This is a genomic window from Mycolicibacterium psychrotolerans, assembly GCF_010729305.1.
In the GTDB taxonomy this organism is placed as follows: Bacteria; Actinomycetota; Actinomycetes; order Mycobacteriales; family Mycobacteriaceae; genus Mycobacterium; species Mycobacterium psychrotolerans.
The window spans coordinates 2214369-2238957 of the sequence record NZ_AP022574.1 but is presented as its reverse complement, the minus strand read 5'-3'; the positions used below and the strand labels follow the sequence as shown (position 1 = coordinate 2238957).

Sequence of the window (24589 nt, the reverse complement as noted above, 5' to 3'; positions counted from 1 at the left end):
GTGCCGTCGATCACCGCCCTCCGCCACCCCGATCTCAATGCGCCGTCGGGCATCATCGCCGCCGACGGGGACGTCTGGTTCACCAACATCGGCGACGATCGCGCGGGCCAGGTGCGCGACGGGACGGTGCAGTTCTTCGCCGCGTCGCCCGGCGCAATCCGCTTTCCCGCCAACATCTTTCCCGGTCCCGACGGTAGGGTCTGGTTCACCAGCCTCGGTTCGGACGCCCTCGGGGCGATCGACCCGGGCGCGGCGGACCCGGCTTCGACGATCAGCATGTACGCGCTGCCCGACGGCAGCCGCCCCGTCGCGCTCAAGACAGGCCCCGACGGGCGGATGTGGTTCAGCCTGCGCGGCATCGACGCCATCGGCTCGCTCGATCCCCGCGCAGCCGATCCCACCGCATCGCTGCGCATCGTCACCGATCCCCGGATCGCCGCCCCCGCGGCACTGTTCGTCACACGGGACGGGCAGGTGTGGTGGGTGAACTCGGCGGCGGGCACCCTCGGCACCCTCGACGTGGCCACCGGCACGGTGACGACCATCGACGCACTTCCCGCGCTCCCGCGAGCGTGGGCGCAGACCCCTGACGGCCTGCTGTGGCTGACCACCCGGGAGCCGGCCGGGCTGCTGTGCTTCGATCCTCGCGATCCTGCGGCCACCCTGCGACACACGATCGAGGACCGGCTGCGGGAACCCGATGGCGTCTGCAGCGGCGTGGACGGTCGGGTGTGGTTCGTCGACTCTGCGGCCAACACCATCGTCGGTCACCGACCGGGAACGGGGTCGTGGGAGTTCCTCGGCGCACCGCCCGACGTCGACGGACCGTTCGACATCAAGCCAGGCCCCGATCCCGCTGTGATGTGGTTCACCAACAAGGCCGGTAACAGCATCGGGGCGCTGAGCGCTAGACCCTAGGGAGCGTTTGGTCGCTTCAATCTGTGGTTACTCTGAGAACCGGTGCGGGGGGTCGTTGCCGGCCGGAGCCACGTATTCGCGGCGACCGGCGCGTTGAACAGCGACTCTGAGGAGGAGTTCATGACTCAGTTCAAGAGAATCGCAGCAGGTGCGGTGGCTGCCGCAGCACTGGGATCGGCCATTGTCGGCGTCGGCGCCGGAATCGCCCAGGCGAAGCCCGGGCACGGCGGCGATGACATCTGGGTGCCCGGCGACCCGCCGGGGCACAACCCGTTCGGCCCGCCCGGACAGGTCAAGAACGGCAACGTGCCGGTCCTCGGCCTGACCGGTGTTCCGCCCGGCCATTGGGGCGACCCGGTGCGCGTCGGCCTGCCGGCGGTGTGGCGGCCGTGGAACTGGCTCGACCTCGGCATCCGCGATCCGCAGCCGCTGGTGTGGAACCCCGGCAGCAACTCGTGGGGCATCTGGTGGAACGGATTGTTCATCGGGTACGCCGCCTGAGCTCGAACGCATGTCGATGGCCGTCCGGAGAGATCCGGGCGGCCATCGGCCGTTCAGGTGTGGCTCGTTCGTGACCGGACCGCGACCGCCGTCGGGCAGGCTCGATGATCATGGCGGCCGTCGTGGTGATCTCGCTGATGGCGGCGTCCGGGCTGCTGGGGTACCTGCTGGGCCGTCGTGCCACCAGGCGGACGCCGACCTGGCAGCAGCGCATGCGGCGCCCGGCGCTGGCCCGCCAGACGGTCACGCTGGTGGCGTTGGTGGCGGCCAGCCAGCTGCAACGCTCCGCGCACCGTCGGGTCGGTGGCGCTCGCCGGCGCGGTTACCGCTGAGCGGGCTCGGGTAGCTTGCCGGTATGCCGCTTCGCTATGTCGACCCCCACCGCAATCGCGGCCGCTCCTACCAGCGCGGTGTGCGCTTCGGCCGGTCGACTGTCGGTCAGTTCGTAGCCCGCCACGTCGCCCGCCGCACCGACCCGTATCTGTTCCGGCTGACCGGTGGCCGGGTCAACATGGGCCCGATCATCAACGCGCCGCTGGTGTCGACAGGGGCGAAGTCGGGGCAGCGGCGCCAGACCCAGTTGACGTACTTCCACGACGGATCCGACGTGATCCTGATCGCGTCGAACTACGGGAAGCGCCGGCATCCGTCGTGGTATTTCAACCTGACCGTGCATCCGGAGTGCGAGTTCGGCGACGAGCCGTTCACGGCCACCGAGGTCACGGACCCGGACGAGTACGCTCGCCTCTTCGCGCTGGCCGAGAAGGTCTACCCCGGCTACGACGACTACCGCGAGAAGACGTCCTCGACCGGTCGGCAGATCCCGATCATGCGGCTGACTCCCCGCTGACTGGTCTCCACGTGGCGCGGTGGCGCCGTCATACGGTCCCGCGGACGGCCCATGCGGTGGCGATAACGGTGAACGGCCCGCTGCCCAGACGGTCGCGGGCCACGGTTTCGAGAAGCGCGCGGCGGTCGTCACCGAGTCTCTGGACGTAATCGCCGGCGGGACCCACTCCGTACGTGTAGGGCTCCCACCACTCCTCGAACGTCGGGTGCACGACCTCGGCCGCGATGGGAACTTCGTCCACGTCACGCAGGCCGGCAGCATCGAAAAGCTCAGTCAGGTGACCTCGGTGCGCCCCCGAGAGGAGCGCTTCGTCCTGCGCGCCAGGGTCGATCACGTGAACCGCATCCCAAAACGGCGCCAATGCGCCGGTCGGGCCGTCCCACACGCACGCTGCAATGACACCGCCAGGCCGAGTCACCCGCGCCATCTGTCTGAGGGCAACCACCGGATCCGTCATGAAATGGACCACCAATTGCGCCAGAGCAGCGTCGAAGGACGCAGTCTCATAAGGCAACTCCTCCGCAGTACCGAGACGCGCGTCAGTGTCTGCAAAGCGCGTACGCATTGCGTCGATGAACGGTGGTGACGGATCGATCGCCGCGACTTCGGCTCCGACCGACAGCAACTGTGCCGTCAACGCGCCTGGCCCGCAGCCCACGTCGAGCACCTGGTCGCGCGCGCCGACCCGGGCGAACGCCACGAAGACCTCCGCGAGCGGCTCGGCGTACCGGCCCATGAAACGGGCATAAGCCTTGGGCGATACGACAAAACTCACCGGAAAATTCTACGCCGACAGCCGCGTCATGCGGCCAGTTCAGCATCAGAGGGCTCAGGAGCGACCCATCTGATCCAACGCAACACGCAGGGAGGTGCTGGGAATCTTGACCAGCCCGCCGTACGGCTGATCCGTTTCGAGCATCATGAAGATCGGTCCGGCCAGTGCGATCGCGGCGACCAGCAGCGCCGCGATCACGCTGGCGTTCCGCGGTGCGAACAAACCGAAACTGGCGAAGATCAACGCCAGCCACGACACGACGACGACGAAGAAGGCCCAGGGGAATCGGCTTCCGATCTGTTCGACGGTGGTCCACCGCGACTGCGCAATCGTGTTGGTGTTCTCTATTGCGTTGGACCGCAGCCACCGCTGCCGTTCGGTCTGCGGGGACAATTCGAAGAGTTTCTGCTGAACCAGAATGATGCCTGCCCCGCTGCCGAGCGCGGTCAGCGACACCGCACCGCCTTCCTCGGGCCAGATCTGGCCTATTCGTTGTGCGAGCTGATCTTTGGCCAACGCCCGGATAGGGGCGGTCTCGGGCCCGTACTCGGCCAGGGTGCGATCGAGCATGATGAATTGCACACCTGCGCTTCGCAATTCGCCCTCCTTCTCGGCGAGCGAGCTGATGGAGGAGCCGGTGAGCAGGCCGAGCACCACCGCCGAGAGCGTCCCGAGCGTTGCCATGACGGTCCGGATGGCGTCGCGTGACTCAGCGCTCAGATGTGGATCCGGAAGCACCTTCCCGAGGAACATGCCCACCATTGCGCCGCCGAAAATGATCGCGAAGACGGCGATGCCGATCAGAACGTCTTTCATCGCGCCCCTCGCTCTCCACCGCGAGAACGTCGAAGCGCGCCCGCGGTTGGCCGTGTTCAACGTACTGCCCGGCGCCCCGCTCATATCGACGATCGGTGAGCTCGGGCCCTATCGCCGTCCACGCAGAACAAGAGCCACCCCGCTGAACAGCGACACCGCGGCGGTCAGCACGAGCAACGGGCCCAACCCCACACTCGGGAGCGCTGCACCCGCGAGGGCCGGCGCAACGGCTGAGCTGACTGCCCCCACGATCAGGCAGCCCGTGAACGCCGCGCCCGCGCGAGCGGGAACCAACTCGGCGGTCCAGACTGCGAGCACCGCCGATCCGGTCATGTACCCCACGCCGAAGATGCACGCCGAGACCGCCGTCGCGCCCAGAGAGTCGCCGGCGAGTCCGAGGAGCGCCAATGCGACACCGACCGCAACAAGACACAATCCGGCAAGCCGCATGCTGCCCGCTCGCTTCGCCATCGCCCCTGTCGCCACGGCCACCAGGCCGCTGATACCCACGGCGGCGTAGAGCGCCGGGACTGCAGCCGCAGGCACGCTGCCGCTGCCCAGGACGTCCGCGGCGTAGGTGAAGTAGACGACGATGACCCCGAAATAGACGACCGAGTAACAGGCCGGGACGGGAAGCGCTCTGGCCACCCAGAGGGCACCACGCTGGCCGTCGGAGCGCGCATGCGGGATCGTCCGGGGCACGAGGCGGAGGTTCACCACGGCGGCGATCACAGCGGCGAGGGCGACACCGACCCAGATCAGCCGCCAGGACCCCAACACGGCCAGGGCGGACAAACCGCCCAGAACGACGAGGCCGCCGCCGGTGCCGGTGGTGATCATCGCCAGCGCCCTCGGCTGCTGTTGACGGGCAACGATTTTCGTCACAATGTCGGAGTAGGGCGCCCAGACCCAGCCGCCCGCACTTCCGGCCAAGACGGCACCGGCGGCAAGAATCCACGGTGCATGCGCCATCGCCACGATGATCGCCCCCAGAGCGCCGCAGACCCCGCCCACGGTTGTCGGCGCCCGCGAGCCGCGTCGCGCGGTCAATGGCCCCACGAGCAGCAGGGCGGCCAGGTAACCGCTGAACGTGGCACTGGCGATCAGGCCGAGCACCGGCTCCGACAAGTGCAGTTCCTGACGGATATCGGGCAGCGTCACACCGTAGGCGTAGCGGGCCATGCCGAAAGCGACGCCGACCACTGCCGCACCGGCGATACCGATCCGGCTACCCGCGGACAGCGACATCTGGGCCCTCTTGTGTTCTGGCGTGCAATGGATCTGCTACGTGTCTCAGCGAAACCGACGCCGCGATGCCCTCAGTTCTGACTTCACAGCGTCGTACGGAACTCGACCACGTCGCCGTCGGTTCTACAACTCCTCGGATAACTGCTCGCGAATCGTCTCCTTGTCGATCACCGACCACACTTCGACGATCCGCCGATCGGCGAAGGCGTAGAAGACGTGCTCCGGAAACGAGACTCGTCGACCTGTCGGCTCGATACCCAGAAGCGCCTGCTGTGGAGTGCACCGAAAGAACAGCCTGCACGACACCACGCGGTCGTCGGCGAGCAGGATCTCCGGAACGAACTCAAGGTCCGGTGTCACTGCGACGTCGGCCTCCAACATCGCCCGATAGCCGCTGAGACCTATCGGCTTCCGGTTGTAGACGACATCCTCTGCGACGAACCGTCCGAGGTCGTCCCATCGCCGTTCGTTGAGGCAGGCCAGGTAGTCGCGATAAACCGGAAGTAGCTCGTTGTTCATCGGTCTCCTGCTGCTCAGACGTTGACGCCGATCTCGACCACGCTACGTCTCCGATGAACATCTCGTCGCTGCGCCAGGGTGCAGTCGCCAGCCGCCACGTCAGCCCGGCAAATCGCACACCAGAAGATGGAACGCCCCTTGGCCATCGCCGACGCGCCTGTCCTCGATCTCACCGAATCCTGCCTCGCGGATGACCGGCATGAGTTCGTCGATGGGGCGCAACCGGATCCTTGGCGAGTGAAGGGCATTCTGGACATCCGACCCGGATCACCAACCCCGAGTACCAGTCGCCCGCCAGGCCGCAGCACTCTCACGAGCTCACTCATCGCTGCGGCGAGGTCCGGCACGAAATAGATCGTGTTCGTCGAGATGATCGCGTCCAGTGCGGAATCTTCGAGGGGCAGACTTTCCATCCGGCCGGAATACAGACGTAAGCGCCCGCGAGCAATGGGGTCAGAGAACCGGCGCTTCGCTTCAGTGAGCATCGTCTCCGACATCTCGACGCCGTGGACAACTGCGACATCGCGATCGAGCAGAATGTCGAGTCCGACGCCTCCTCCGAATCCGATGTCGGCGACTTCTGCGGCAGGTCCGCAATCCGTGGCGGCGACCGCAGCGAGGACAACCGACCGATTGCCACGGTTGAGCAGCCGTCCGACAACCCGGCCTGCGAACCCGGTTGGTTCACCGAGCTGGCGGGCCAGCGCGGCAAGCGCACGTTCAACGAGCGGCATGGCGATCATTAGACCAGCTGCGGTAACCCGTGTCGCCGAATCGCGGTGCCACGCGATGCCTAGTTGCCCATGTTGAATCGAAACGCCGCTCAGACGTTGAAGCGGAACTCCACCACGTTCCGCGGTTGATAAACGTCTGCGGCGTACGAGGTGCCCATCAACGGCTGCCGCTTTCTGACCGAATGCAATACGCGATGTCAGGCTGACAGCTCCGCGATGGATATATGTGCGTCGCAAGCCTCTCAGCCTGACATTGTGATCGGCTCCCGACCTCTCAGACGTTGAAGCGGAACTCCACCACGTCGCGACTAATCGTCAACCGTAAGTGCTCCGGTAGTGGTGAGAATTGTGCGAGCCACCAAGCCAGGATCGTCGACCATGGGGACATGGCCCACGTTCGGGAGAGTCACAATGTTTGCTTGCGGCAAGGGTCGTATCGTGCCGTGTGCCGCGGTAGGTAATAGCCGCTCCTTGCCACCCCATGCGATGGTGATTGGGCATGGCAGTGGATCGATTAGTGCGACTTGCCACTCCGCGCTACAGAGATCCGCGAGAACGGTGCATCCAATCCCATCGTCGATGAACTCGATCGCTCGGTGTGCCGTGATGCGGTCCCCGCGATGAGCCACATCGCGCAAGACGAGTCGGCGCACCACCGGCGACCGGTAAAGAAAGGGAAGCAGCGGACGTGTGCGGCGACCGAGCGCTATGCCGCGTTGCAGTCTGCCGAACGCTCGCTGCTGGAAACCGTCGCCGGACGTCCAGAGGCCGCCCGGAGAGAACGCGCATACGGTCGCTGCACGACCGCGCCGGGCCAACTCGATGGCCACAAATCCGCCCATCGAGTTTCCTGCGAGATGGGGGCGGTCCAGGTCACATTCGTCCAGGTACCGCTCGGCCGCATCAACGATGTCGGTCATGGTTGCGGGGCGGCGGCGCACCGATGGACCGCCACGGTGGCCAGCCGCGGTCGGTACATATGTTTCGTGATAGTCCCGCACAAGAGGAACGACGTCGCGCCAAGCGTTGCCGGACATTGCAATTCCATGCAGAAGGACAAGCGCCGACTTGTCGTAGGCCATGCGCCATTATCCCACCGACGCTCTTGTGCCGGTGGGCTTCTATGCCTTGCTCTTCGATGTAGACGTTGTTCCGAAGCGGAACTCCACCACGTCGCCGTCGGCCATCACGTAGTCCTTGCCCTCCATGCGAACCTTGCCGGCCGCCTTCGCCGCGGCCATCGAGCCGGCCTCCATCAGGTCGTCGAAGGACACGATCTCGGCCTTGATGAAGCCCTTCTCGAAGTCGGAGTGGATGACCCCGGCCGCCTTCGGCGCGGTGTCGCCCTGGTGAATCGTCCACGCCCGTGCCTCTTTCGGCCCGGCGGTGAGGTACGTCTGCAACTTCAGCGTGTGAAAACCCGCGCGCGCCAAGGCATCCAGGCCACGCTCGGTCTGCCCGATCGACTCCAGCAGTTCGGCCGCCGACTCCTCGTCGAGCTCCTGCAGCTCGGCCTCGATCTTCGCGTCCAGGAACACCGCGTCGGCGGGCGCCACCAGCTCGCGCAGCTCCGCGACGCGGGCTGCATCGGTGAGCACCGACTCGTCGGCGTTGAACACGTACAGAAAAGGCTTGGAGGTCATCAGGTTCAGTTCGCGAAGCAACGACACGTCGACACCCGCCGAGAACAACGTCTTTCCGCTGTCGAGGACCTCCTGCGCCGCGACCGCCGCCTCGTGGACCGGCCTGCGGTCCTTGTGGGTGCGGGCCTCCTTCTCCAGCCGGGGCAGCGCGCGCTCGAGGGTCTGCATGTCGGCGAGGATCAGCTCGGTCTCGATGATCTCGATGTCGGACTTCGGATCCACCCGCCCGTCGACGTGCACCACGTCGTCGTCGGCGAAGACGCGCACCACCTGACAGATCGCGTCGCTCTCGCGGATGTTGGCAAGGAACTTGTTGCCCAGCCCGGCCCCCTCCGAAGCGCCCTTGACGATGCCGGCGATGTCGACGAATGTCACCGGCGCCGGCACGGTCTTCTCCGAACCGAACATCTCTGCCAGCTTGTCGAGGCGCGGATCCGGGAGCGCCACCACGCCCTCGTTCGGTTCGATCGTTGCGAACGGGTAGTTGGCGGCCAGCACGTCGTTGCGCGTCAGCGCGTTGAACAAGGTCGACTTGCCCACATTCGGCAGTCCGACGATTCCCAGATTCAGGCCCACGGAGTCCACAGTCTGCCAGATGTGGTCGGCACGCCCCCGTCCGCTGGCGGCGTGAGGGTGCCCCAGCCGGTACGGTCGACGTGTGTCAGGACAGCGTGCGCGCTCGGCGATACCGGCCGAACTCCGCTCCGCACATCCCAACATCCCGGGAGTTCCCTGGTGGGGTGCGGTTCTGATCGCAGTCGTCAGCTGCGCGATCGGCTTCGCCGTCGACGCCGGATCGGGCAGCGGCGCGCTGACATCCGTGTTCTCTGTGTTCTACGTCATGGGCTGCCTCATCGCGGTGCTGGCCGTGCGGCGCGCCGGACTGTTCACCGCGGTCATCCAGCCGCCGCTGCTGCTGTTCGTCATCGTCCCCGGCGCGTACTTCCTGATGCACAGCAGTGAGATCCGCGGCATCAAGGACGTCCTGATCAACTGCGGCTATCCGCTGATCGAGCGCTTCCCGTTGATGTTCTTCACCTCGGCGGCCGTGCTGGTGATCGGCATCGCCCGCCGCTACCTGGGCGCCTCCCCGGGCACCAGCGCCGCTGCGACCGAACGCCCGTCCCGCGGCCGGATGGCCGCCAAACTCTCGACGCTCGTCGCCGGCGGTTCACCCGCCGAAGACGCCGAGGCCGCCGACGAGGCACCGCGGCGCCGCCGCACTGCTGATCGCCGCGCGGACGCGGCCAAGGCCAAGGCGAAGGCGAAGGCGAAGGACAAGTCCAAGACCAGAACCACCGAGGCGCGGGGCGATCGTCCCGCCAAGCGGGCCGCCCCTTCGCGCTCCCGCCACGCTCGGCCCCCGCAGACCGAGATCATCGAGCCGGTCGTCGACCTGGACCGCCCGCGCAGGCGCAGGCCCCGCCCGTCCGACGAACCCTCCGGCGCGTCGCCGGAGGCTCGGCGCCGGACCCGGTCGTCGTCCCGCGAACCGCGCGAACCCCGCGTGCCGCCCACTGAGCGGCGCGAGAGGGACCGGCAACGGTCCGAGCGTCCCCGCCCTGCGCGCCGTCCCCGCTACGACGGCTATGACGGCGGTTTCGACGGCCGGGACGGCTACGAACCGCTCGAACCGCACGCACCCCTGTCCCCCGGCGCGTATCACCCGATCTCGCGGGTGCGCTACCGCGGCGGCGACGACACCGAGGCGCCGGAGTACCGCACCCGCAGGCGGGCGCCGCGCGACGTCGACGCCGACCGCTGGGAATACGACATCTAGCTCGCGCCCCGCGGGCGGGCGACCAGCACCATCACGCTGACCACACCCACCCATGCCGGGAAGATCAGCGTGACCCAGAGGCTGAACGTGACGACGATGATCAAGGTCGCGGCGACAAGATAGGTGAGCATCGATGTCCAGCGGGGCATCAAGCCGGTGCGGAGCAAGATGGTGGCCAGCGAGATCATGAAGACGGCGGCCATCCGAACACCCCAGACGTTGCTGATCTGCAGCATCAACGACCGGCCGAAGTAGATCAGGTCGTCGGTGGCGACCTCCTGCGCGATCGTCAGGATCGCGCCGGCGATGGCCATCGATACCGCCGTCATCGCCAGAAACAGCAGCCCGCTGCCGAAGAACACCGACGCGAAGAAGCGGTCCTCGTAGTCGCCGAGCGCATCACGCATGACCCCGATGAACCAGAGGAAGGCGATGGCGGCCATCGGCGCCAACACCAGCGCCGCCCCGATCCGTGTTCGGCCGCCGCCCGTCCACGAGATGTGTGCGAACGGATCGTCGGGAATGACGCTGCGCAGCAGCACCAGGCTGGCGGCGAAGAGTACGGCGAACACGATGCCGGCGACCGCGGCCGAGCGGGGGGTGGTCAGCCGGCGTAACCGTCGTGCGTGCGCGTCGCCGGCCATGCGTTCACAGCCTCGAGGTGACACCGAGAAGCGCGACCACCCCGAGTCCGGCGATGAGCGCCGCCAGGACCCCGGCCAATGAGCCGGGCATGGGACCGAAATCCGCTCGCAGGTTCGCTAACGCCCGGCGGTGCTGCACCCATGCCAGGACGAGCGAGAGCAGGCCGACAACGATCATCACCACGCCGACCACCTGCGGACTGACGAGCGGCGCGCGCAACCGCTCCGACGCCGAGAGGTACCGGAAGATCTGGTAGATCGTGAACCCGAAGGCGATCAACCCGGTTGCCGTCCGGATCCATGCCATCAGCGTCCGCTCGTAGGCAAGGCGGGTCCGTTCGGCAGCGAGTCGGGTGTTGGCGTCCAGCGGCTGACTTGTCATGACCATCTCCCGAGCCCGTGACGGCGGGCACCGGAAGAAGACTACAACGCCCGCAGGAAGCGGCCCGCCGCATCCACCGCGGGTGCCGAACTGCCTGCGTCGCTGACGAAGACGGCCAGCGCGAGGTCGCCCCGGATCCCGACGAACCAGCCGTGCGCGTGCTGATCGTCGATGTACTCGGCCGTGCCCGTCTTGCCCAGCAGATCCGGGATGTCCTGCAACTGCGTCGCGGTGCCGCCGGTGATGGTCTCGCGCATCATGGCCTTGACCTGATCGTCGACGCCGGCGGGCAGCGGTTCGGGCGTGCGGTCGGCGACCCCGAGTTGACCGGCGACGATCGCGGGCGCCGGCACCGACCCGTGGGCCAGCGTCGCGGCCACCAGCGCCATCCCGAACGGCGACGCGGTGACCTTGCCCTGGCCGATGCCTTCCTCCACGCGCAGCGCGGAGGTGTCGGCGACCGGCACCGAACCCGTCACGGTGGTCATGCCAGGCGCGGTGTAGTCGATACCAAGGCCCAGCTGCGCCGCCGCTTCGGTCAACCCGTCGGGCGGCAGGTTGACCGCGAGCCGGCCCATCGTGGTGTTGCACGACCGGGCGAACGCGGTGTGCAGCGGCACCTGGCCGAGGTCGAAGTCGTCGTCGTTGGGGATCTGGCGGCCCTCGATGTTCTCGGTGCCGGGGCAGGCGACGACGCTGTCGGGGGTCACCTGGCCGGCCTGCAGAGCCGCCGACACCGTGACGGTCTTGAAGGTGGATCCCGGCGGATACAGCCCGGTCAGTGCGATGGGCCCCTGCGCATCCGCGGGAGCGTTCTGCGCGACGGTCAGCAGGTTGCCCGTCGACGGCTGGATCGCGACCAGGGCCGCCGGCGTGGGCAGAGCCGCCAGCGCGTCCTCGGCGGCGCGCTGCATGCCGATGTCGAGCGTGCTGGAGATGTCGCCGACCGGCTTGGCGTCCGCGCCGCCGACGCGCTGCGCGCCTGCCGCGGTCTGCGCGGTCACCGCCCACCCGGCCGCGGCGTCCATCCGCTGCTGCCACAGCTCGGACAGGCCCGCCAACGTCGGCGAGGTCAGGGTCCGGTCGGTGGCCAGCAGCCTGGTCTGCGGTCGGAGCGTGACGTTCGGCAGCGCGGTCAGCTGGGCCTCGATGGGCGCCAGGTCGTCGTCGCGCAGCGTGACGGCGGTGAAGGGCTTGCCCGCGGCGAGGTCCGCGCTCAGCGATGCGGGCGTGATCGTGGGTGCGATCGGATTGAGCAGTGCCGCGACGGCATTGACGTCGGCGCCGGGTGCGACGTCGACGAGGGTCACGACATGCTGGGTGAGCAGTTCGGCGCCGGTCCGGTCGAGCACCCGCGCCGCGGGCTGCGCGACGAGCGTGCTGAACGTCAGCGGGCCCTTGTCGAGGCCGGGCGCGACGGTCGTCGCGTCCCACTGGATCTTCCAGTCGTCGCCGTCAGCGGTGGCCCGGCCGTTGCCGGTGTACGTCCACTGGATCTGGTTGTCCTGGCCGAACTTCCACGATGTGTCGAGGGTGAAGGCGCCGGCACTGTCGGTGTCCTCGACCGCGCCCACGCCGACGTGCACGTCTTTGCCCAGGCTGTCGAACAGCGCCCCGAGGGTTTTCCCGGCCGCGGCCTCGTCGGTGGTCAGTGCCGCCGCGGCGGCCGCGTCGCCGCGGCTGAGCGCATCGGCGAACGCCGCCACCGTGTCGCGCAGGCGGTCACCGGCGTCGCTGCAACCGGCGAGCAGAATGGTGGCGACGAGCAGGACGAGGGTGACTCTTCGCAGAGGGCGCACAGAGCCTGAACGTACCCGTTAGGTGCGCGCGGGACGGATCTCCCTGGGCAACGCGAACACGAGTGTCTCGTTGGCGGTGGTGACGGGCTGCACCGTGCCGTAGCCGTATTCGGCCAGCCGGTCGAGCACCCCGCGCACGAGGATCTCGGGGACCGACGCCCCGGATGTGACCCCGACCGTGGTCACGCCGGACAGCCACGCCGGATCGATGTCCTCGGCGTAGTCGACCAGGTGCGCCGCGTCCGCCCCGGCGCCGAGCGCCACCTCGACCAGCCGGACCGAGTTCGACGAGTTGCGGGAACCGACAACGATCACCAGCTGGCATTCCGGCGCCATCGCCTTCACCGCTACCTGGCGGTTCTGGGTGGCGTAGCAGATGTCGTCGCTGGGCGGATCCTGCAGCGTCGGGAACTTCTCCCGCAGCCGGCGCACGGTCTCCATCGTCTCGTCGACGGACAGCGTGGTCTGCGACAGCCACACCACCTTGTCCGGATCACGGACGGTCACGTTGTCCACGGCGTCGGGATTGTCGACGACCTGGACGTGGTCGGGCGCCTCACCGGCGGTGCCCACCACCTCCTCGTGGCCTTCGTGGCCGACGAGCAGGATGTCGTAGTCGTCGCGGGCGAACCTCTTGGCTTCGTTGTGCACCTTGGTGACCAGCGGACAGGTGGCGTCGATGGTCTGCAGGTTGCGCTCGGCGGCCTCGGTGTGCACCCAGGGCGCGACGCCGTGCGCCGAGAACACCACGATGGCGCCCTCGGGGACCTCGTCGGTCTGCTCGACGAACACCGCACCGGCCTTGGTCAGCGTGTCCACCACGTAGCGGTTGTGCACGATCTCGTGACGCACGTACACCGGGGCGCCGTGCTTGGCCAGCGCACGCTCGACGGTTTCCACGGCGCGGTCCACGCCGGCGCAGTATCCCCGGGGTTCGGCCAGCAGTACCCGCTTGCCGGTGTCCTGGCCGGGGGCCGTACCCAGCGCGGATCGGCTGGCGCCCGGGATCCCCATGTTGACAGTCGGCGGCATGAGTCCCAGGGTACTGACCCGCCACCTCCGCCGCCCAGCCGTAGGCTGTGGCCATGGCAACTGCACCGTACGGGGTCCGTCTGCTTGTGGGTGCGGCGGTGACCGCCATCGAGGAAACCCGCAAGCTCCCGCAGACCATCCTGATGTACCCCATGACCCTCGCGAGTCAGATCGCCCAGATCGTCATGAAGGTGCAGCAGGACGTCGCGGTCCTGGTGATCAAAGGCGACGAGACCCTCGAGACGATCTTCCCGCCCAAGGACGAGCAAGCCGAGTGGGCGACGTTCGACGAGGATCTGGCCGACGCCCCGCCGACCGACGGCGACGTGGTCCCGCTGCCGGTGCGCGACGGCGAACGGCTGACCGAGGGCCGCTTCGCACTGTTCAGCGAGGAGCCCGAGAGCCCGAACACGACCGCCACGCCCACCGCCTCGTCGACGGCGCCGGACGCCCCGGAGATCGTCACCGAGATCGACTACGAGAGCCTGACGCTGGCCCAGCTGCGCGCCCGGCTCACCTCGCTGCGGATCTCCGACCTCGAAGCGCTGCTGAGCTACGAGGAGTCGACGAAGGCGCGCGCCCCGTTCCAGACGCTGCTGGCCAACAGGATCACCCGCGCGTCGGCGAAGTGAGCACCCCCGGGCAATCGCCGGAGAACCCGTTTCCCGTCCGCGGCGTCGCGATCCGCGTCGCCGGCTGGATCGACAAACTCGGCCCCGTGTGGGTCGAGGGTCAGATCGCCCAGCTGACGCTGCGGCCGAACTCCAACACCGCCTACATCACGCTGCGTGATCCGGCGGCCGACATGTCGCTGTCGCTGACCTGCCCGCGGGACCTGGTCACCAACGCCCCGGTGAAGATGACCGACGGCACGCAGGTGATCGTCTACGGCAAGCCGAATTTCTACACCGGCCGCGGCACCTTCTCGCTGCGCGTCAGCGACATCCGGGCGGTCGGCGTCGGGGAACTGCTGGCCCGCATCGAGCGGCTGCGCAGGCTGCTCGACGCCGAAGGCCTGTTCGACGCACGACTCAAGCGGCCGATCCCCTTCCTGCCGGGCACCATCGGGCTGATCACCGGCCGTGCGTCGGCCGCCGAACACGACATCATGGCGGTGGCCTCGGGGCGCTGGCCGGCGGTGCGGTTCGAAGTGCGCAACACCGTCGTCCAGGGGCCCAACGCGGTCCCGCAGATCGTCGAGGCGCTGCGCGCGCTGGACGCTCACCCCGACGTCGACGTGATCGTGCTGGCGCGCGGAGGCGGCAGCGTCGAGGATCTGCTGCCGTTCTCCGACGAGACGCTGTGCCGCGAGATCGTCCGCTGCACCACGCCGGTGGTCAGCGCGATCGGCCACGAACCCGACAACCCGCTCTGCGATCTGGTCGCCGATCTGCGCGCGGCCACCCCCACCGACGCGGCCAAGCGGATCGTGCCCGACACCGCCGCCGAACAGGCGCTGGTGAACGACCTGCGCCGGCGCAGTGCCCGGGCCTTGCGCAACTGGGTCAACCGCGAGCAGCACACGCTGGCCCAGCTGCGCAGCCGGCCGGTGCTGGCCCGCCCCCTGGAGGCGATGACCGCCCGCGCCGACGAGATCCACCGTGCCCGTCGGGCCGCGCGTCGTGACATCACGCGGCTGCTGGCCGCCGAGACCGAGCGGGTGGGCCATCTGGCGGCACGGTTGACCACCCTGGGTCCGGCGGCGACGCTGGCGCGCGGCTATGCGGTGGTGCAGGCGGTCCCGGCGGACGGTGCACCGCACGTGCTGCACGCCGTCGCCGACGCACCGGTGGGGACTCGGCTGCGCGTGCGGGTGTCCGACGGAGCGATCACAGCCATCAGCGAGGGCGCGGTGGGAGACGAAGAATGAAGCCTATTAACAAGCTCGGCTACGAAGAAGCCCGCGACGAACTGATCGAGGTGGTGCAGCAGCTAGAACATGGCGGCCTCGATCTGGACGCATCGCTGAAACTGTGGGAACGCGGCGAGGAGCTGGCTAAATGCTGTGAAGCGCATTTAGCTGGAGCCCGCAAGCGCGTGGAGGACGCACTGGCCGCCGGCGAGGACGGCGAAGGCTGAGCCGGCGGCATTCCGGCGGTCGGGGCTGGAAAACTGGAACACGTTTCAGTTAGTCTGCCCGCATGGGTGATGCATCGATGACGACCGACCTCGGCCGGGTACTGGTGACCGGCGGCTCCGGCTTCGTGGGCGCGAATCTGGTGACGACGTTGCTCGACCGGGGCCACGAGGTGCGGTCCTTCGACCGCGCCCCTTCTCCGCTTCCCGCCCATCCCCGACTCCAGACCGTCGAAGGCGACATCACCGACCCCGAGGTCGTCGCGCACGCCGTCGCCGGGATCGACACCGTCATCCACACCGCGGCGATCATCGACCTGATGGGCGGCGCGTCGGTCACCGAGGAGTACCGCAGGCGCAGCTTCGCCGTCAACGTCGAGGGCACCAAGAACCTGGTGCACGCCGCCCAGAAGGCCGGAACGCAACGGTTCGTCTACACAGCCTCCAACAGCGTGGTGATGGGCGGGCAGCGCATCGCCGGTGGCGACGAGACCCTGCCCTACACCGAGCGTTTCAGCGATCTCTACACCGAGACCAAGGTCGTCGCCGAGAAGTTCGTGTTGGCCGCCAACGGCGACGGGGGCATGCTGACGTGCTCGATCCGGCCCAGCGGCATCTGGGGCCGCGGCGATCAGACGATGTTCCGCAAGGTGTTCGAGAGCGTGCTCGCCGGACACGTCAAGGTCCTGGTCGGCAGCAAGAACGTCAAGCTCGACAACTCCTACGTGCACAACCTGATTCACGGGTTCATCCTCGCCGCCCAGCATCTGGCGCCCGGCGGCACGGCGCCCGGCCAGGCGTACTTCATCAACGACGGCGAGCCGATCAACATGTTCGAGTTCTCCCGGCCCGTGGTCGAGGCGTGCGGCCAACCGTGGCCCAGGTTCCGCGTGCCCGGCCGCCTGGTGTGGTTCGCCATGCGGGTGTGGCAGGTGATGCACTTCCGGTTCGGGCTGCCCAAGCCGCTGCTGGAACCCCTTGCCGTGGAACGGCTTTACCTGGACAACTACTTCTCCATCGCCAAGGCCGAACGGGATCTCGGCTACCGGCCGCTGTTCACCACCGAGCAGGCACTCCAGCAGTGCCTGCCCTACTACGTCGAGTTGTTCGACCGGATGAAAGCCGCCTCCGGTGAGCCGCTGGCGCACGCTGCGGCGCCGTCTCCGCCCGAGGGCGCAGCGCCGCCCTCGACGATGATCCGCAGCGCTGAGACATGACCATCGAAGGCGGCGCGACCGGTGTCGGTCAGCCGCGCGCGCACCTTGTGGCGGCTCCCGTCCAAGCGGCGCTCGGTGATGACGTACCCGGCCTGCTCCAGCACGCCGAGTTGCTTCGACAACGCCGAATCAGACAGTGAAAGCACGTCTTTGAGATAGCCGAACTCGGCCCAGTCCGCAGCGGCCAAGGTGGCCACCAGCGACAGCCGCGTGCTGGGGTGGATCAGTTCGTCGAAGCGGGGTGCCGTCATGCCCGGACCCGGCGGCGCAGAGCCCGCAGCATGCCGTCGCCGCCAAGGCCAACGATGACGGCGACGAGCAATCCTGCCCCGATGCCGGGATGACGGGCGCCATCGGCCTCGAGCGCGAAGCCCGCGGCGATGGTGACGGCGACGAGGACGACCAGCATGCCGATCACCACGACCGGTAGGCGGCGGCCGGCGGTGTCGGCGCTGACCTGCAACCGGGCGGTGCGCCGGCGGCCGTCGAGGCGGCGCGACGCGACGGTGGCGTGCGCGACACCGAACGCCACCGTGGCCGCGACCGCGAGCCACGGCGCACCGAGGTCGCCGATCACGCCGAGGCCCAGCCAGCCCGCGGCCAGCAGCCACCAGTACCACCGCGGCAGGCCCACCTCGTCGACGACACGCGTCCTGGCGCGGTCGACGGCGGTAAGGGCGGCGCGCGCGTCCGCCGGCGTGATGTCCTCCATGCCCACTCCTCACTTTCCTCCCTCGAAAGAAGGCTCCACTTTCCTCACTGGAAAGTCAAGCGCGGAGGAGGGTGACGAGTCAGCCGATTCGACTGACCCGAAAGGGCCGCAGTCCTAGGGTTGCGGCAACGATGGTGAAGGAGCCGCCTTGTCCGAACAATCCCAACCCAACATCCTGGTCATCTGGGGAGATGACATCGGAATCTCGAACCTGAGCTGCTACAGCCGCGGAATGATGGGTTACTTCACCCCCAACATCGACCGGATCGCGGACGAGGGCATGCTGTTCACCGATTCCTACGGTGAGCAGAGCTGCACCGCCGGCCGGTCGTCGTTCATCACCGGGCAGAGCGTGTACCGCACCGGCATGAGCAAGGTCGGCATGCCCGGTGTGGACATCGGGCTGCAGAAGGAAGATCCGACGATCGCCGAACTGCTCAAGCCGCTCGGTTATGCCACCGGCCAGTTCGGCAAGAACCACCTCGGCGACCTCAACAAGTACCTGCCGACGGCGCACGGATTCGACGAATTCTTCGGCAACCTCTACCACCTCAATGCCGAGGAGGAGCCGGAGAACGCCGACTACCCCACCGAGGAGGAGGCGCCCCTGCTTCGCAAGGCCCTCCTGCCCCGCGGCGTGATCCACTCCTGGGCCACCGAGGAAGACTCCGGCGAGGTCGACGAGCGCTACGGCCCGGTCGGCAAACAGCGCATCGAGGACACCGGGCCGCTGACCAAGAAGCGGATGGAGACCATCGACGACGAAACCACGAGCGCCTGCGTCGATTTCATCAGGCATCAGCATGATGCAGGCACCCCGTTCTTCGTCTGGATGAACATGACGCACATGCACTTCCGTACGCACACCAAGCCGGAGAGCCTGGGGCAGGCCGGCCGCTGGCAGTCGCCGTACCACGACACGATGATCGACCACGACCGCAATGTCGGGACGTTGCTGGACACGCTCGACGAACTCGGTATCGCCGAGGACACCATCGTCATCTACTCGACCGACAACGGCCCGCACGCCAACAGCTGGCCCGACGGCGCGACGACCCCGTTCCGTAGCGAGAAGGCGACCAACTGGGAAGGCGCCTTCCGCATTCCGGAGCTGATCCGCTGGCCGGGAAAGATCAAGCCGCGCAGCGTATCCAACGAGATCGTGCAACACCATGACTGGCTGCCGACGTTCCTGGCGGCCGCCGGCGACACCGACATCATCGACAAGCTGAAGGCCGGGCACACCGTCGGCGACATGACCTACAAGGTGCACATCGACGGCTACAACCTGGTTCCCTATCTGACCGGCGAGGTGGACCAGAGTCCCCGGCGCGGGATGATCTACTTCTCCGACGACTGCGACGTGCTCGGCATCCGCGCCGAGAACTGGAAGGTCGTCTTCCAAGAGCAGCGGTGTCAGGGCACCCTGCAGATCTGGTTCGAACCGTTCACCCCGCTGCGCGCACCCAAGTTGTTCAACCTGCGCACCGATCCCTACGAGCGGGCCGACATCACGTCGAACACCTACTGGGACTGGGTGATAGACCGCATCTTCCTCGTGCTCTACGGCTCGGCCATCGCGACACAGTTCCTGGACACGTTCAAGGAATTCCCACCTCGACAGGAGCCCGCGTCGTTCACGATCGACAACGCCGTCGAGGAACTCAACAAGTTCCTGGCCACTCGCGGCGGGTGAGCGTGGTCGAACTCGCCTCGTGGAAGGACGGGCTCGCGAAGTCCGCGATCGTCGAGTTCACCGACGGCGCCGTGCGCAACGTCGCACCGCCCGAACGCGTTGCGGTCTTCGACAACGACGGCACGCTGTGGTGTGAGAAGCCGGCCTACATCCAGCTCGACTTCATCGTCCGCAGGCTCGCGGAGAAGGCCGCCGCCGATCCCGGCCTTGCGCATGAGCAGCCCTACCTGGCGGCGAGCACCGCCGACCTCAGCTGGTTCGGCGGCGCCATCACCCAGCACTACCAGGGTGACGACACCGCACTGAAAACCCTTGCCGGCGCGGTCATGTCGCTGCACCAGTCGATGCCCGTCGAAGATCACGCCGCGCTGGTGAACGCGTTCTTCGCCGAGGCCACCCATCCGACACTGGGGCGGCCCTATCAGAGCTGCGTGTACGCACCGATGGTGGAGTTGCTGCGCTACCTGGAGGCGCACGAGTTCACCTGCTACATCGTCTCCGGCGGCGGGCGCGACTTCATGCGACCGATCACCGACGCCATCTACGGCATCCCGCCGGAACGCGTCGTCGGCAGCGCGCAGGGGCTGAAGTTCACCGGCGACGACGCCGGCCACGGCGATCTGCTGATCCAGCCGACCCTCGACGTGTTCGACGACGGGCCGGAGAAACCGGTACGGATCTGGAGCAGGATTGGCCGACGACCGATCCTGTCGGCGGGCAACTCCAACGGCGACGACGAGATGTTGAGGTATTCGGGCCGGCCCGGCCGCAGCGCGCTGCGACTGGTCGTGCTGCACGACGACGCCGACCGCGAATTCTCCTACACCGCAGGCGCCGAGCGCCTGCTCGACCATGCGTCGACGCACGCGTGGACCGTGGTGAGCATGAAGAACGACTGGGCCACGGTCTTCGGTGACTGACGAGTTGGTGTGGATCCCACCCCAGACCGCCATCGTTGGGTCCGACGAGCACTATCCGGAAGAGGGGCCCGCGCGGCGGGTCACCGTCGACGGCTTCTGGATGCAGCCCCATCCGGTCACCAACGCGCAGTTCGAGGAGTTCGTCGTCGCGACGGGCTACGTCACCGTCGCGCAGCGGCCACTGGATCCCGAGGACTATCCGGGGGCGCCGCCGGAGAACGTGCAGCCGGGCTCGATGGTGTTCCGGCGCACCGACGGCCCGGTCGACCTGCGCCACCTGAATCTGTGGTGGCGGTGGACGCCGGGCGCGAGTTGGAACCACCCGCGCGGACCTCGCTCGTCCATCCGCGGGCGCGAGGACCATCCGGTGGTGCACATCGCGTTCGACGACGCCGTGGCCTACGCCCAGTGGGCAGGCTACGAACTACCCACGGAGGCGGAGTGGGAGGTCGCCGCCCGGGGCGGTCTGGCGCACGCGGTGTACACGTGGGGCGACGAGCCGGAAGGCCGAGAACGTCGGTTGGCGAACTACTGGCACGGCGAGTTCCCGTACCTGCCCGACACCGGGTACGGACAGAGCACCCCGGTGGGATCGTTCCCGCCGAACGCCTACGGGCTCCACGACATGGCCGGCAATGTCTGGGAGTGGACGACCGACTGGTACGGCGCGACCCGCGACGCGCAACCCTGCTGCGCTGCAGACACCTACGATCCGCGTCAGCCTGGCGTCACGGTGCCGCGCCGGGTGGTCAAGGGCGGATCGTTCCTGTGCGCCGACAGCTACTGCATGCGCTACCGGCCCGCCGCCCGGCGCCCGCAGCCGGTGGACACCGGGATGAGCCACATCGGTTTCCGCTGCGTCAAGAGATGACGATCGAAGGAGTGAGATGAAACAGCACACCCCACAGCGCCACCCCGACCACGAATGCCGATGCTCGTGCGCCAAGTGCAAGGAAGGCAAGCACTGTCACAACCTCGCCGCCGGCTGCCGCGCGTCGCACTGGTAGTCCTCAGGCGCGTTCGGCCAACTCCTTGATCGCCGCGAGGGTGGCGGGGATACCGGTGCGCGCCGCCTCGCTGCGCTTGGCGACCTCGTCGTCGGCCGCGTCGCCGAAGCGCTCGCGGAACCCCTCGAGCCCGGCAGGCAGGAACTCCCAATGCTCGGTCAGCCGGGTGCCGGCGCCCTCCGGCTCCAAGGTGTAGCCCCAACGGGCCCAGCCCTTGTTGACCTCCCAGGAGAACTCGCGGCCGGGGTCGGCCGCGACCACCTGGCTGCGGGTCTCCCACGTGCGCTCCGGCAGCTCGTTGTGGCCGGTGAACCACGCGCCCACGCGGGGTCCGTCGCCGTCGTCCCACCAGCAGGCCTTGCAGACCGGGCTCCACTGACCCGTCCTGGTCACATCGGACACCAGCGCGTAGAGCTCGTCCGGCGGCACGGCCACCGAAATCGACTCTGTTCTCTTCAGCTCCGTCACCCGCACGAGTGTGCCAGCACCGAAACCGACGGCGCTATTGCGTTTTCGCCGCCCAGGTGTGACCTTGTAACCCGTTCCCTTTCCGGCCGGCAGGAGTGGCTTCGATGATCTTGGGCCACGCGATGTCCCTGGTGGAACAGTCGTCGTGACGGGGGCGGCGTGACCGGCAGCTTCACCGTGAACCAGAAGCGCGCCCTGGCCGTGGTGACACTGATCGCGCTGGGCTTCGGCGCCTACTTCCTGCGCCACTACCTGCTGCTGATCGCGGTGGCCGCCGTGCTCGCCTATCTGTTCACCCCGCTCTACCAACGGCTTCGGCAGAGGATGAACGTCGGCATGTCCGCGACGGTGACACTGCTGGCCGCCGTCGCGACGGTGGCGATCCCGCTGGCCGGGGTGGTCTTCCTGGCGGTCCTGCAGATCAGCCAGATGGTGACCAGCATCGGGCGCTGGGTGGAGCAGACCGACTTCACCGCGCTGGCGCAGCGTCTTCTCGACTCGGCCAACGAGGCGCTCGCCCGCGTGCCGTTCCTGGACATCACGCTGACGCCGGACTCGGTGCGCGAGGCCGCCACCAAGGTCGGACAGGGCGCAGGGCAGGTGGCGCTGGACTTCGCGCGCAGCTCGGTGGGCGGCATCGCGTCGACGGTGACGGCGCTGATCATCTTCCTCTACGTCTTCCTCGCCCTGCTCACCAACGGCGGCAAGGTCGCCGACCTGTTCCGCGACCTGAATCCGTTGGGGCCGCAGGTGTCCGACATCTACCTGGCGAAGATCGGCGCGATGGTGTCGGCCACGGTCAAAGGGCAGTTCATCATCGCGGTGTGTCAGGGCGTGGCCGGCGCGGTGTCGATCTACATCGCCGGCCTGCACGACGGCTTCTTCATGTTCGTCATCTTCCTGACCGCCCTGTCGTTCATCCCGTTGGGCAGCGGCATCGTCACCATCCCGCTCGGCATCGGGCTGGCGATCTTCGGCAACGTGGCGGGCGGCATCTTCGTCGTGGTGTTCCACATCGTGGTGGTCACCAGCATCGACAATGTGCTCCGCCCGTTCCTGGTGCCCAAGAGCGCCCACCTGCACCCCGCGCTGATGCTGCTCGCGGTGTTCGCCGGGCTGAGGATGTTCGGCTTCTGGGGCATCGTGCTCGGGCCGGTGCTGATGATCGTCATCGTCACGACGATCAGCGTCTACCTGGCCGTCTACCAGGGTGCGCCGCTGGACTCGATCACCGGTACCCGCGCCGATCCGGCCGACGACGAAGCCGAACGCAGGACCCCGTGGTGGCGCCGACTGCTGCCCGGCAGACCCGCGCCGGCGCCGGCCGTCACATCAGACGAGACGTGAGGAATTCGACGACGCGCTTACGTGCCTCGTAGGCCGGATGACCGTCGACCTCCCGGACCTGATCGGTCAGCACCGAGTGCGCCATCCGGCCGATGCCGTCGGCGTTGCCCTTCTTGGAGCTGATCTCGATGACCTCGAACGCGTCGCCGAGGCGGTTCTTCAGCGTGGTGAACCGCTCCCCCGGCGACGCGGCGTCCTCGCTGAACCGCAACCCCATCACGCACAGACCCTCGGTGGCCGCACGCTGCTCGATCACCTTCATCTCCGCCTCGGAGACCCCCGGGTCGCGTTTGTGCCGCGGAGTCAGCGGGAGCGGGACCGAGGGCTGGCTCATCACCGGCGCGAGCACGCTGTCGTCCACGGCCGCGGCGAGGGCGAACCCCCCGGTGAAGCACTGCCCGATCACCCCGACACCCTTGCCCGGCGTCTTCTCGTTGAGGTCACGGGCCAGCGCGCGCAGGAAGTGCGCCACCGGCCGGTCGGCGTTGGTCGCAAACGCCGCGAATTCCTTTGCCACACAACCCTTCAGCAGCACCGGGATGGCGCCGGGGCTCACCCCGGGTGCGCCGGGGGTACCGAACAGCGACGGCGCTGCGACGGTGAAGCCGTTGTCCACCAGATGGTTGCCGAGTGCCAGCACACCCGGATGCAGCCCGGGCATCTCGGGGATCAGCACGACGCCGGGCCCTTCACCCTTGCGGTACACGTCGTGGGTGTAGCCGGCGGCGGTGAACGGGGTGGCGACCCAGCCGGACAGGTCTGCTTCAGGCGAGGTCATGGCGTCTCCGAACGTCAGGTCACGGGCAGCGGCGACTGGGACTGCGTCGCAGCCGCCAGCGTACGGTACTCGTCCGTACCCGCGGCGCCGGTCAGCGCGAGTTGCGCGGGCCCGGTCGGGCCGCGCACCTGCGCCGTCCACACCGGCTCGGCCGCCTTGCCGTCCCGCTCGCCGCCCCGGTAGACGATCCAGCGCACGCCGTCGACGTCCTCGGTCCCGGTGGGCACCAGATCCGGCCCGAACGACGCGACGAGCTTGTCCTCGTCGGCGTTGCTCTGCGTCAGGCCAAGATACATCCCGCTCGGCGTCAGATAGCCGACCACGGACGCCACCGCGCGCACCGGCTGGCCGGTCACCGGGTCGGTGCGCCCGCCGTCGATACCCTTGCGGCTGCCCGAGTTCGCCCGCCAGTCAGGCGGCAACTGCGGCACCCGGATCGGGATCTCGAGCGCGTCCGCATCGGCCCGCAACGCCGCGGGGGCGTCGTAATCAGGTGCCGGGCCGGGACCAGGACCGGTCGGCGCGAACGAGCACATCCCGAGCACGCCGGCGAGGATCACGCAGGCCACCACGAGCGGGCCGATCGACCAGAACATGTCCCGGCCGTCCTGCAGCAGGCGGGCCTTGGCAGGCCGCGCCACTGGCACCGCATAGCCCCCCGGGGCCGGGTCGGGGCTCTCGCGCTCCGCGGCGTGGCCGGAGTCGGGCGGCGTCGTCATGCCTGCCA

The 24589-nt window shown here is 68.1% G+C and carries 29 protein-coding genes and 1 pseudogene; 14 read left to right on the top strand and 16 right to left on the bottom strand.

Features of this window, described 5'->3' with window-relative positions:
• The 4 genes from G6N45_RS11135 (at nt 1) to G6N45_RS11120 (ending at nt 2269) form a co-directional block, all read left to right on the top strand.
• The gene (locus tag G6N45_RS11135) at nt 1-918 is read left to right on the top strand and encodes a Vgb family protein (protein ID WP_163722282.1); all 918 of its coding nucleotides are present in this window, start codon (nt 1-3) and stop codon (nt 916-918) included.
• Nucleotides 919-1038: 120 nt separating this feature from the next.
• Nucleotides 1039-1419: a hypothetical protein gene (locus G6N45_RS11130; protein WP_163722280.1), complete on the top strand. Its 381-nt coding sequence runs from the start codon at nt 1039-1041 to the stop codon at nt 1417-1419.
• Between the two features lie 110 nt (nt 1420-1529).
• Nucleotides 1530-1751 carry a hypothetical protein gene (locus tag G6N45_RS11125; RefSeq protein ID WP_163722278.1) on the top strand — a complete coding sequence of 74 codons (222 nt, stop codon included), beginning with the start codon at nt 1530-1532 and terminating at the stop codon, nt 1749-1751.
• A gap of 23 nt (nt 1752-1774) precedes the next feature.
• Complete coding sequence (locus G6N45_RS11120) at nt 1775-2269, top strand: nitroreductase/quinone reductase family protein (protein ID WP_163722276.1); 495 nt, start codon at nt 1775-1777, stop codon at nt 2267-2269.
• 28 nt (nt 2270-2297) lie between these two features.
• Here the strand turns inward: G6N45_RS11120 and G6N45_RS11115 are convergent, their stop codons facing one another.
• The 5 genes from G6N45_RS11115 to G6N45_RS11095 form a co-directional block, all read right to left on the bottom strand.
• Nucleotides 2298-3044: a class I SAM-dependent methyltransferase gene (locus G6N45_RS11115; protein ID WP_163722274.1), complete on the bottom strand. Its 747-nt coding sequence runs from the start codon at nt 3042-3044 to the stop codon at nt 2298-2300.
• A 54-nt stretch (nt 3045-3098) separates the two neighbouring features.
• Nucleotides 3099-3860, bottom strand: a complete 762-nt coding sequence (locus G6N45_RS11110) for a bestrophin-like domain (protein WP_163722271.1) — start codon at nt 3858-3860, stop codon at nt 3099-3101.
• A gap of 108 nt (nt 3861-3968) precedes the next feature.
• Nucleotides 3969-5108: an MFS transporter gene (locus G6N45_RS11105; protein ID WP_163722269.1), complete on the bottom strand. Its 1140-nt coding sequence runs from the start codon at nt 5106-5108 to the stop codon at nt 3969-3971.
• Nucleotides 5109-5231: 123 nt separating this feature from the next.
• Nucleotides 5232-5627: an ester cyclase gene (locus G6N45_RS11100; RefSeq protein WP_163722267.1), complete on the bottom strand. Its 396-nt coding sequence runs from the start codon at nt 5625-5627 to the stop codon at nt 5232-5234.
• A gap of 14 nt (nt 5628-5641) precedes the next feature.
• On the bottom strand, nt 5642-6163 hold the full coding sequence (locus G6N45_RS11095) for a class I SAM-dependent methyltransferase (RefSeq protein WP_246229064.1): 522 nt from the start codon (nt 6161-6163) through the stop codon (nt 5642-5644).
• On the opposite strand from G6N45_RS11095, the gene G6N45_RS28010 reads away from it, so the two are divergent.
• Nucleotides 6134-6373, top strand: coding sequence for a hypothetical protein (locus G6N45_RS28010; protein ID WP_246229238.1), 240 nt, complete (start codon nt 6134-6136; stop codon nt 6371-6373). The two genes, G6N45_RS11095 and G6N45_RS28010, sit on opposite strands and share 30 nt — an antisense overlap.
• Nucleotides 6374-6669: 296 nt before the next feature.
• Here the strand turns inward: G6N45_RS28010 and G6N45_RS11090 are convergent, their stop codons facing one another.
• Together G6N45_RS11090 and ychF are read right to left on the bottom strand one after the other, a co-directional pair.
• Entirely contained in the window at nt 6670-7443 is a 774-nt protein-coding gene (locus G6N45_RS11090) for an alpha/beta fold hydrolase (protein ID WP_163722265.1), read from the bottom strand.
• 39 nt (nt 7444-7482) lie between these two features.
• Nucleotides 7483-8580 carry a redox-regulated ATPase YchF gene (gene ychF / locus G6N45_RS11085; protein WP_163722263.1) on the bottom strand — a complete coding sequence of 366 codons (1098 nt, stop codon included), beginning with the start codon at nt 8578-8580 and terminating at the stop codon, nt 7483-7485.
• Nucleotides 8581-8662: 82 nt separating this feature from the next.
• Here ychF and G6N45_RS11080 point away from each other — a divergent pair, with 82 nt between their 5' ends.
• Nucleotides 8663-9784 (top strand): DUF6542 domain-containing protein, encoded by a 1122-nt coding sequence (locus tag G6N45_RS11080; RefSeq protein ID WP_163722261.1) that lies wholly within the window; start codon nt 8663-8665, stop codon nt 9782-9784.
• Here the strand turns inward: G6N45_RS11080 and G6N45_RS11075 are convergent.
• The 4 genes from G6N45_RS11075 to G6N45_RS11060 are packed head-to-tail and all read right to left on the bottom strand — an operon-like array spanning nt 9781 to nt 13641.
• On the bottom strand, nt 9781-10428 hold the full coding sequence (locus G6N45_RS11075; RefSeq protein ID WP_163722260.1) for a hypothetical protein: 648 nt from the start codon (nt 10426-10428) through the stop codon (nt 9781-9783). The genes G6N45_RS11080 and G6N45_RS11075 overlap by 4 nt on opposite strands.
• A 4-nt stretch (nt 10429-10432) precedes the next feature.
• Nucleotides 10433-10810 carry a YidH family protein gene (locus G6N45_RS11070; RefSeq protein WP_163722258.1) on the bottom strand — a complete coding sequence of 126 codons (378 nt, stop codon included), beginning with the start codon at nt 10808-10810 and terminating at the stop codon, nt 10433-10435.
• Nucleotides 10811-10851: 41 nt separating this feature from the next.
• Complete coding sequence (locus tag G6N45_RS11065) at nt 10852-12609, bottom strand: penicillin-binding transpeptidase domain-containing protein (RefSeq protein ID WP_163722256.1); 1758 nt, start codon at nt 12607-12609, stop codon at nt 10852-10854.
• Between the two features lie 18 nt (nt 12610-12627).
• Nucleotides 12628-13641 (bottom strand): 4-hydroxy-3-methylbut-2-enyl diphosphate reductase, encoded by a 1014-nt coding sequence (locus G6N45_RS11060; RefSeq protein ID WP_057148221.1) that lies wholly within the window; start codon nt 13639-13641, stop codon nt 12628-12630.
• Between the two features lie 53 nt (nt 13642-13694).
• Between G6N45_RS11060 and G6N45_RS11055 the strand changes: the two genes are divergently transcribed.
• From G6N45_RS11055 to G6N45_RS11040, 4 genes are all read left to right on the top strand, one after another.
• A complete protein-coding gene (locus tag G6N45_RS11055) occupies nt 13695-14273 on the top strand; it encodes a lipid droplet-associated protein (protein ID WP_163722254.1) in 579 nt (192 codons plus the stop codon).
• Complete coding sequence (gene xseA, locus G6N45_RS11050) at nt 14270-15511, top strand: exodeoxyribonuclease VII large subunit (RefSeq protein ID WP_163722252.1); 1242 nt, start codon at nt 14270-14272, stop codon at nt 15509-15511. The genes G6N45_RS11055 and xseA overlap by 4 nt, the downstream gene beginning before the upstream one ends.
• A complete protein-coding gene (locus G6N45_RS11045) occupies nt 15508-15720 on the top strand; it encodes an exodeoxyribonuclease VII small subunit (RefSeq protein WP_057148219.1) in 213 nt (70 codons plus the stop codon). Before xseA ends, G6N45_RS11045 begins: the two co-directional genes overlap by 4 nt.
• 62 nt (nt 15721-15782) lie before the next feature.
• On the top strand, nt 15783-16934 hold the full coding sequence (locus G6N45_RS11040; protein ID WP_163722251.1) for a 3-beta-hydroxysteroid dehydrogenase: 1152 nt from the start codon (nt 15783-15785) through the stop codon (nt 16932-16934).
• On the opposite strand, the pseudogene G6N45_RS11035 reads toward G6N45_RS11040, so the two are convergent.
• Both G6N45_RS11035 and G6N45_RS11030 read right to left on the bottom strand, forming a co-directional pair.
• Nucleotides 16886-17185 (bottom strand): annotated as a pseudogene (locus G6N45_RS11035) (transcriptional regulator); the annotation flags it as partial. The gene G6N45_RS11040 and the pseudogene G6N45_RS11035 sit on opposite strands and share 49 nt — an antisense overlap.
• The gene (locus G6N45_RS11030; RefSeq protein ID WP_163722249.1) at nt 17182-17646 is read right to left on the bottom strand and encodes a hypothetical protein; all 465 of its coding nucleotides are present in this window, start codon (nt 17644-17646) and stop codon (nt 17182-17184) included. The gene G6N45_RS11030 and the pseudogene G6N45_RS11035, both read right to left, overlap by 4 nt.
• Nucleotides 17647-17794: 148 nt before the next feature.
• On the opposite strand from G6N45_RS11030, the gene G6N45_RS11025 reads away from it, so the two are divergent.
• Genes G6N45_RS11025 through G6N45_RS11015 form a run of 3 tightly spaced genes read left to right on the top strand, consistent with a single transcriptional unit; the run spans nt 17795 to nt 21133 of the window.
• Complete coding sequence (locus G6N45_RS11025) at nt 17795-19342, top strand: arylsulfatase (protein WP_163722247.1); 1548 nt, start codon at nt 17795-17797, stop codon at nt 19340-19342.
• Nucleotides 19343-19344: 2 nt separating this feature from the next.
• The gene (locus G6N45_RS11020; protein WP_163728215.1) at nt 19345-20262 is read left to right on the top strand and encodes an HAD family hydrolase; all 918 of its coding nucleotides are present in this window, start codon (nt 19345-19347) and stop codon (nt 20260-20262) included.
• Entirely contained in the window at nt 20255-21133 is an 879-nt protein-coding gene (locus tag G6N45_RS11015) for a formylglycine-generating enzyme family protein (protein ID WP_163722245.1), read from the top strand. Before G6N45_RS11020 ends, G6N45_RS11015 begins: the two co-directional genes overlap by 8 nt.
• 139 nt (nt 21134-21272) lie before the next feature.
• Here the strand turns inward: G6N45_RS11015 and G6N45_RS11010 are convergent, their stop codons facing one another.
• Nucleotides 21273-21737: an SRPBCC family protein gene (locus G6N45_RS11010; RefSeq protein ID WP_163722243.1), complete on the bottom strand. Its 465-nt coding sequence runs from the start codon at nt 21735-21737 to the stop codon at nt 21273-21275.
• Between the two features lie 159 nt (nt 21738-21896).
• On the opposite strand from G6N45_RS11010, the gene G6N45_RS11005 reads away from it, so the two are divergent.
• Nucleotides 21897-23084 (top strand): AI-2E family transporter, encoded by a 1188-nt coding sequence (locus G6N45_RS11005; protein WP_163722241.1) that lies wholly within the window; start codon nt 21897-21899, stop codon nt 23082-23084.
• Here the strand turns inward: G6N45_RS11005 and G6N45_RS11000 are convergent.
• Together G6N45_RS11000 and G6N45_RS10995 are read right to left on the bottom strand one after the other, a co-directional pair.
• Nucleotides 23065-23862: a dienelactone hydrolase family protein gene (locus tag G6N45_RS11000; RefSeq protein WP_163722239.1), complete on the bottom strand. Its 798-nt coding sequence runs from the start codon at nt 23860-23862 to the stop codon at nt 23065-23067. The two genes, G6N45_RS11005 and G6N45_RS11000, sit on opposite strands and share 20 nt — an antisense overlap.
• A gap of 14 nt (nt 23863-23876) precedes the next feature.
• On the bottom strand, nt 23877-24581 hold the full coding sequence (locus G6N45_RS10995; protein ID WP_163722237.1) for a DUF4245 domain-containing protein: 705 nt from the start codon (nt 24579-24581) through the stop codon (nt 23877-23879).
• Between the last annotated feature and the right edge of the window lie 8 nt (nt 24582-24589).

Coding starts and splice junctions, on each gene's coding strand:
- G6N45_RS11130 (WP_163722280.1), top strand. CDS start 1,039: ATGACTCAGTTCAAGAGAATCGCAGCAGGTGCGGTGGCTGCCGCAGCA.
- G6N45_RS11125 (WP_163722278.1), top strand. CDS start 1,530: ATGGCGGCCGTCGTGGTGATCTCGCTGATGGCGGCGTCCGGGCTGCTG.
- G6N45_RS11120 (WP_163722276.1), top strand. CDS start 1,775: ATGCCGCTTCGCTATGTCGACCCCCACCGCAATCGCGGCCGCTCCTAC.
- G6N45_RS11110 (WP_163722271.1), bottom strand. CDS start 3,860: ATGAAAGACGTTCTGATCGGCATCGCCGTCTTCGCGATCATTTTCGGC.
- G6N45_RS11105 (WP_163722269.1), bottom strand. CDS start 5,108: ATGTCGCTGTCCGCGGGTAGCCGGATCGGTATCGCCGGTGCGGCAGTG.
- G6N45_RS11100 (WP_163722267.1), bottom strand. CDS start 5,627: ATGAACAACGAGCTACTTCCGGTTTATCGCGACTACCTGGCCTGCCTC.
- G6N45_RS11090 (WP_163722265.1), bottom strand. CDS start 7,443: ATGGCCTACGACAAGTCGGCGCTTGTCCTTCTGCATGGAATTGCAATG.
- G6N45_RS11075 (WP_163722260.1), bottom strand. CDS start 10,428: ATGGCCGGCGACGCGCACGCACGACGGTTACGCCGGCTGACCACCCCC.
- G6N45_RS11070 (WP_163722258.1), bottom strand. CDS start 10,810: ATGACAAGTCAGCCGCTGGACGCCAACACCCGACTCGCTGCCGAACGG.
- G6N45_RS11060 (WP_057148221.1), bottom strand. CDS start 13,641: ATGCCGCCGACTGTCAACATGGGGATCCCGGGCGCCAGCCGATCCGCG.
- G6N45_RS11055 (WP_163722254.1), top strand. CDS start 13,695: ATGGCAACTGCACCGTACGGGGTCCGTCTGCTTGTGGGTGCGGCGGTG.
- G6N45_RS11045 (WP_057148219.1), top strand. CDS start 15,508: ATGAAGCCTATTAACAAGCTCGGCTACGAAGAAGCCCGCGACGAACTG.
- G6N45_RS11040 (WP_163722251.1), top strand. CDS start 15,783: ATGGGTGATGCATCGATGACGACCGACCTCGGCCGGGTACTGGTGACC.
- G6N45_RS11030 (WP_163722249.1), bottom strand. CDS start 17,646: ATGGAGGACATCACGCCGGCGGACGCGCGCGCCGCCCTTACCGCCGTC.
- G6N45_RS11000 (WP_163722239.1), bottom strand. CDS start 23,862: ATGACCTCGCCTGAAGCAGACCTGTCCGGCTGGGTCGCCACCCCGTTC.
- G6N45_RS10995 (WP_163722237.1), bottom strand. CDS start 24,581: ATGACGACGCCGCCCGACTCCGGCCACGCCGCGGAGCGCGAGAGCCCC.